This window comes from Micromonospora endophytica (assembly GCF_003236305.1).
GTDB classification, from domain to species: domain Bacteria; phylum Actinomycetota; class Actinomycetes; order Mycobacteriales; family Micromonosporaceae; genus Micromonospora; species Micromonospora endophytica.
On sequence record NZ_POTX01000512.1, the window covers coordinates 1 to 693 of the forward strand.

Here is a 693-nt window from a genome sequence, read left to right on the forward strand (position 1 = left end):
GGCCGCGCCGGTGGGAGGGTCAATGGCGATGGACGACTGATCCTGACATGAGCAATCCTCACTCACAAGGGATTCCGTTGCTGGGATAGCTATGTACGACGAATTACGCCGGAGTGGCCGATGCCGTTAGGCTCACCCGGGTGACGCACATGGGGAGCGGTCGATGACGAACCGGCAGCACGACAATGGCAACGGCGGGCGCCGGGTCAGCGGGCGCGAGGGGGCCAGCCACGTCCTCCTCGACGACGTGGCCAAACAGATCATCGAGCAGTTGCAGGAGGACGGGCACCGCCCGTACGCCACCATCGGCAAGGCGGTCGGGCTCTCCGAGGCTGCGGTACGCCAGCGGGTGCAGCGCCTGCTCGACGCCGGCGTCATGCAGATCGTCGCGGTGACCGACCCACTTCAGCTCGGCTTCCCCCGCCAGGCCATGATCGGGCTGCGCACCGACGGCGACCTGGAGAGCGTCGCGGACCGCATCGCCGAGCTGGACGAGGTCGACTACGTGGTGATCACCGCCGGCTCGTTCGACCTGCTGGCCGAGGTGGTCTGCCGCAACGACGCGCACCTGCTGGAGATCCTGCAACGGCTACGCGCGGTCTCCGGCGTGGTCTCCACCGAGGCGTTCGTCTATCTCAAGCTACGCAAGCAGACCTACAGCTGGGGCACCGCCTGACCCGCCCCGCCGGGCCC

The 693-nt window shown here is 68.0% G+C and carries 1 protein-coding gene; it reads left to right on the top strand.

The features are described from left to right. The first annotated feature begins 163 nt into the window (after positions 1-163). Positions 164-676, top strand: a complete 513-nt coding sequence (locus C1I93_RS30840; protein ID WP_111246725.1) for an Lrp/AsnC family transcriptional regulator — start codon at positions 164-166, stop codon at positions 674-676. Positions 677-693: the final 17 nt, after the last annotated feature.

Bases quoted from the DNA above. Each gene is read 5' to 3' on its own strand.
- C1I93_RS30840 (WP_111246725.1), top strand. From the start codon at position 164: ATGACGAACCGGCAGCACGACAATGGCAACGGCGGGCGCCGGGTCAGC.